Origin of the sequence: Bacteroides rodentium JCM 16496, from assembly GCF_000614125.1 — a bacterium.
GTDB lineage: Bacteria > Bacteroidota > Bacteroidia > Bacteroidales > Bacteroidaceae > Bacteroides > Bacteroides rodentium.
The window spans coordinates 1-5,689 of sequence record NZ_BAKJ01000102.1; the positions used below are offsets into that span (position 1 = coordinate 1).

Annotated in this window: 1 protein-coding gene and 1 pseudogene; both read left to right on the top strand. The window is 37.7% G+C overall.

The features are described from left to right. Positions 1-219 precede the first annotated feature (219 nt). Positions 220-4,745, top strand: a pseudogene (gene cas9, locus JCM16496_RS20550) (type II CRISPR RNA-guided endonuclease Cas9). Continuing rightward, the gene (locus tag JCM16496_RS20555) at positions 4,738-5,481 is read left to right on the top strand and encodes a BRO-N domain-containing protein (protein WP_244440526.1); all 744 of its coding nucleotides are present in this window, start codon (positions 4,738-4,740) and stop codon (positions 5,479-5,481) included. Before cas9 ends, JCM16496_RS20555 begins: the two are co-directional and overlap by 8 nt. The last annotated feature ends 208 nt before the right edge of the window (positions 5,482-5,689 follow it).

Here is a 5,689-nt window from a genome sequence, read left to right on the forward strand (position 1 = left end):
GACTTTAGGAAAGAGGGGGGATATTGGGAATGATAATTAGTTTTTGGAAATAAAAAATCCCCCGTTAAGGACGAGGGAACCTAATGTTTTCACAACGGAATAATCCTTATTGTGACTTGCTTCATTTTAGTATGACAAATGTATAAAATAAATATGGAAATACAATACTTATATTGAAAAAAAAAATACCTTTGAAGAAAATATTCAAAATATGATACTATGAGAACGATACTTGGATTGGATTTGGGAACCAATAGTATAGGATGGGCTGTAATAAACTCTGTAATTAAAGAACAGACCGAGAGAATTTGGATAGAAATGGCTGGCAGTAGAATAATTCCGATGGATGCTGCTATCTTAGGAGACTTTGACAAAGGGAATTCTATATCACAGACAGCTGAAAGAACCCGTTTTAGAGGGGTGCGTCGATTGAGAGAGCGACAATTACTACGCCGTGAACGGTTACATAAAGTTTTGAAGATTCTTGGCTTCCTGCCGGAACACTATTTAAAAGGAATAGATTTTGAAAAGCATACGGGTAAATTCTTGTCAGGCAGCGAACCGAAATTGCCATGGGTAAAGGATGGACGGGGAAAACACTCTTTTTTATTTCAGACAGCGTTTAATGAAATGTTGGCGGATTTTGCAAAGCACCAACCTTCATTGGTTTTCGATGGTAAAAAAATCCCTTATGACTGGACAGTTTATTATCTCCGTAAGAAAGCTTTGACAGAAATGATAAGTAAAGAAGAACTGGCATGGATTCTTTTGAACTTTAATCAGAAACGTGGTTATTATCAGCTTAGAGGAGCAGAGGAGGAAGACAATGCAGGAAAATCAGTTGAATTTTATGCATTGAAAGTCTTGTCGGTGGAAGCGACTGATGAAAAGAAAGGCCGGGATATATGGTATAATGTACATCTGGAGAATGGATGGGTATATCGTAGAAGCAGTAATGTCCCATTGGACTGGGAAGGACGGGTAAAAGAGTTTATCGTCACTACTGACTTAAATCCGGACGGTACTCCAAAGCTTGATAAGTATGGTGAGGTGAAGCGTTCTTTCAGAGCGCCTAAGGAGGATGATTGGATGTTAATAAAGAAAAGGACCGAAGCGGACATTGCCGGTACTCATAAAACGATTGGGAGTTATATATATGATGCTCTGTTGCAGGAGCCACAACAAAAGATAATAGGAAAATTGGTGAAAACAGTAGAACGAAAGTTTTACAAGGAGGAACTGAACTTGATTTTGCAGAAGCAATGTGCTTTTCATGCAGAATTGCAGGATAGAGATTTATACATGAGGTGTATTGAAGCGTTGTATCCGGGTAATGAAGTGCAACGGAGAAATATAGCTAACCGGGACTTTATCTATTTGTTGATGGATGATGTCTTGTTTTATCAAAGGCCGTTGAAAACCAAAAAGTCATTGATAGCTAATTGCCCTTATGAGGAAAATGAATATGTAAACCGCAAAACAGGTGAAATCAAAACAGCTCCGTTAAAGTGTATAGCCAAGTCACATCCTCTTTTTCAGGAATTCCGTTTATGGCATTTCCTTTCCAATATTCGGGTATATCAAAAGGAAAGGGAAGTAAATGGAACTTTACATTTGGATGTGGATGTGACAACGGAGTTTTTGAAAACAGAAGATGATTATGTGGCTCTATTTGATTGGCTGAACTCTCGAAAGGAAATAGATCAGAAAGCTTTTCTGAAATATCCTGCGTTTGGACTGAAAAAGGAAATCAATAATTATCGTTGGAATTATGTCGAGGATAAGTTCTACCCATGTAATGAGACGAGACATGCGATTCTTTCCCGTTTGGAAAAGGCCGGTATTGGTATTGACTTTTTATCTGATGAAAAAGAAACAGCCTTGTGGCATATCTTATATTCTGTAAGTGACAAGCAAGAAATAGAGAAAGCATTGGCGACTTTTGCGGTTAAGAACGGATTGAATGAATCCTTTGTGGAAGTGTTCAAGAAATTTCCTCCTTTCAAGTCTGAATATGGCGCCTATTCTGCCAAGGCGATAAAGAAGTTGTTGCCTTTGATGAGGTGCGGAAAGTATTGGGATATGTCGTTGATTGATGGTACAACCAAGGAAAGAATAGAAAGGATAATAGCAGGTGAGTGTGATGAGAATATAGGTGCCAAGGTTAGAGAAAAGGCGATGAACTTGTCGGATATATCTTGTTTTAAGAGGCTTCCGTTGTGGTTGGCTTGTTATGTAGTGTATAATCGTCATTCCGAAGATAAAGAAATAACCAAATGGGAAACTCCTGCTGATATTGATGCTTATCTGGCTGCTTTTAAGCAACATTCACTACGAAATCCTATCGTAGAACAAGTGATAACCGAGACATTGAGAGTTGTCAGGGACATTTGGAAACAGGTTGGGAAAATTGATGAAATCCATATTGAGTTAGGGCGCGAGATGAAAAATCCTGCGGACAAACGAAAAAGAATGACTACTCAGATTCTGGAGAATGAAAATGCCAATTTACGTATAAAGGCATTGCTTGCTGAATTTGTGAATCCGGAATATGGGGTAGAGAATGTCCGTCCCTATTCACCAAGTCAACAAGAAATATTGCGGATTTATGAGGATGCAGTTTTAAAGGGGGAAGAACAGATTCCGGAAGATATAGATGTGATATTGAAAAAATTCAATACCAGTAAATTACCGACGAAATCAGAATTCTTGCGTTATAAATTATGGCTGGAACAGAAATATCGTTCACCTTATACCGGTGAGCTGATACCTTTGGCTAAATTATTTACTGCTGCGTATGAGATAGAACATGTTATACCTCAATCCCGCTATTTTGACGATTCATTCTCTAATAAAGTGATATGTGAATCTGCTGTGAACAAGTTGAAAGATAATCAACTGGGATATGAGTTTATCAAGAATCATCATGGACAGAAAGTGGAAGTGGGTTTTGGAAAGACAGTAGAAATCTTTTCTGTGGATAATTACGAACGTTTTGTAAAAGAACAATATGCAAAATCGGGCATAAAAATGAAAAAATTGTTGATTGATGATATTCCCGAGCAATTTATTGAACGCCAATTAAACGATAGCCGGTATATCAGTAAGGTTGTCAAAGGACTTTTGTCGAATATCGTTCGTGAAAAGAATGATAGCGGTGAATATGAACCGGAGGCTGTTTCAAAAAACATATTAGTTTGTACAGGAAGCGTGACGGACAGGCTGAAAAAGGATTGGGGCATGAATGACGTCTGGAATAGTATTGTAAGTCCTCGTTTTGAACGTTTAAATGCTTTGACCGAAACCCAGTGTTTCGGACATTGGGAGAATAAAGACGGAAAAAAAGTTTTTCAAACAGCAGTGCCCCTTGAATATCAGAAAGGGTTCAGTAAGAAACGCATAGACCATCGGCATCATGCTATGGATGCAATAGTAATAGCTTGTGCTACACGGAATCATGTAAACTATCTGAATAATGAGTCCGCAAGCCGGAATGCGAAAATTTCCCGTTATGATTTGCAGAGACTGTTGTGTGATAAGAGTAGGGGGATGGTAATGGTAATTATAGATGGATTATAAAGAAACCATGGACTACTTTTACGCAAGATGCAAGAGAAACGTTGAGTGGGATAATAGTTAGCTTGAAACAGAATTTGCGTATAATAAATAAAACAACTAATATTTATCAACATTTTGATGCAAATGGAACTCGTGTTTATGAGAAACAGAAAATCGGTGATAGTTGGGCTATCCGTAAACCGATGCACAAAGATACGGTTTTTGGAGCAGTGAATTTAAGAAAGGTAAAGGTGGTACGCCTATCTGTCGCTTTGGATACTCCTTTTATGATTGTTGACAAAAGAGTGAAAAGTAAGGTTCTTGAATTGTTATCATATAAGTATGATAAGAAGAAAATTGAAAAATATTTCAAAGAGAATGCTTTCTTGTGGAAAGAGCTGGATATAGCCAAAGTCGCTGTTTATTATTTTACGGAAAATACTACTGAACCTTTAGTTGCAGTACGTAAATCATTGGACTCAACTTTCAATGAGAAGAAGATAGCATCGGTGACGGATACTGGCATACAGAAAATACTCCTGAATCATCTGAAATCAAAAGAAGGAAAGGCGGAGTTGGCTTTTTCTGCAGAAGGTATAGAAGAAATGAACCGTAATCTTTTACAACTGAATGATGGTAAAGGACATCAGCCTATATATAAGGTGAGGGTGTATGAACCGCGTGGAAATAAATTTAAAGTCGGTGTACTTGGCAATAAAGGTGCCAAATGGGTGGAAGCTGCTAAAGGTACTAACTTGTTCTTTGCTATTTACATAACAGAAGATGGAAACAGAACGTATGAGACTATTCCTTTAAATTGGGTTATAGAGCGTGAGAAACAAGGGCTTGTTCCTGTACCGGACAGAAATGAAAAGGGAGATAAATTATTGTTTTGGCTGTCTCCTAATGATTTGGTATATCTGCCAACCGAAGAAGAACGGGATTTTGGTAGGATAAATGAACCGATAGATAGGGGGAGGATTTATAAGATGGTAAGTTGTACAGGAAATGAGGGACATTTTATTCCTGCCAATATAGCTAATCCGATATTGCCGACTGTAGAATTGGGAAGCAATAATAAAGCACAGAGAGCATGGAGCAATGAGATGGTAAAAGATATTTGTATTCCAATAAAAGTAGATAGGTTAGGTCGTATTATAGAAGTGAAGTATAGAGCAAATGAATAATATAAAGTTATTTCAAGAGAAAAAAATCCGTTCTGTATGGAACGAGGAAGAACAGCAATGGTATTTCTCTGTTGTAGATGTAGTTGGTGTATTGACTGATAGTGTGAATCCCACAGATTATCTGAAGAAGATGCGAAAACGGGATGAAGAATTGGCTACTTACCTGGGGATAACTTGTCCCCAGGTAGAAATGGTGACAGATACAGGAAAAAAACGAAAAACGCTGGCGGCAAATGTGCAGGCTTTATTTCGCATCATTCAATCTATTCCTTCTCCTAAAGCTGAACCTTTCAAGCTTTGGTTAGCACAAGTAGGTTATGAACGTGTACAGGAAATTGAAAATCCGGAACTGGCTCAGGAGCGCATGAAAGAACTATATGAGCAAAAAGGTTATCCAAAAGATTGGATTGACAAACGTTTGAGAGGAATTGCCATTCGTCAGAACTTGACGGATGAATGGAAAGAGAGGGGAATCACGGAAAAAAGTGATTATGCCATTCTTACGGCAGAAATATCTAGAGCAACGTTTGGATTGACTCCTTTGGATTATAAAATATATAAGGGGCTGACGAAGAAAAATCTGAATCTTAGTGACCACATATCTGATTTGGAGTTGGTATTTACAATGCTTGGAGAACGTGTCACAACGGAAATTTCTCAGAAAGAAAAACCAGATACATTTACTAAAAAAGCAAGTAGCACAACGTGGAGGAAATGTAGCCGGAGTAGCACGTGAACAAGCTGAAAAAGAGTTGGGTAGAAGTGTTGTCTCTCCTGAAAATTTTCTGTTGGATTCTGATAAACAGAATGATACTTTAGAGCTTCCTTTTCCTGAAAATGATGAATGAATAACTTGTAAAGTCTATATACTATGATTAAGAAAACACTTTATTTTGGGAATCCGGTCTATTTGTCTTTAAAAAATGCCCAGTTGGTGATTAAAT

Bases quoted from the DNA above. Each gene is read 5' to 3' on its own strand.
- JCM16496_RS20555 (WP_244440526.1), top strand. From the start codon at position 4,738: ATGAATAATATAAAGTTATTTCAAGAGAAAAAAATCCGTTCTGTATGG.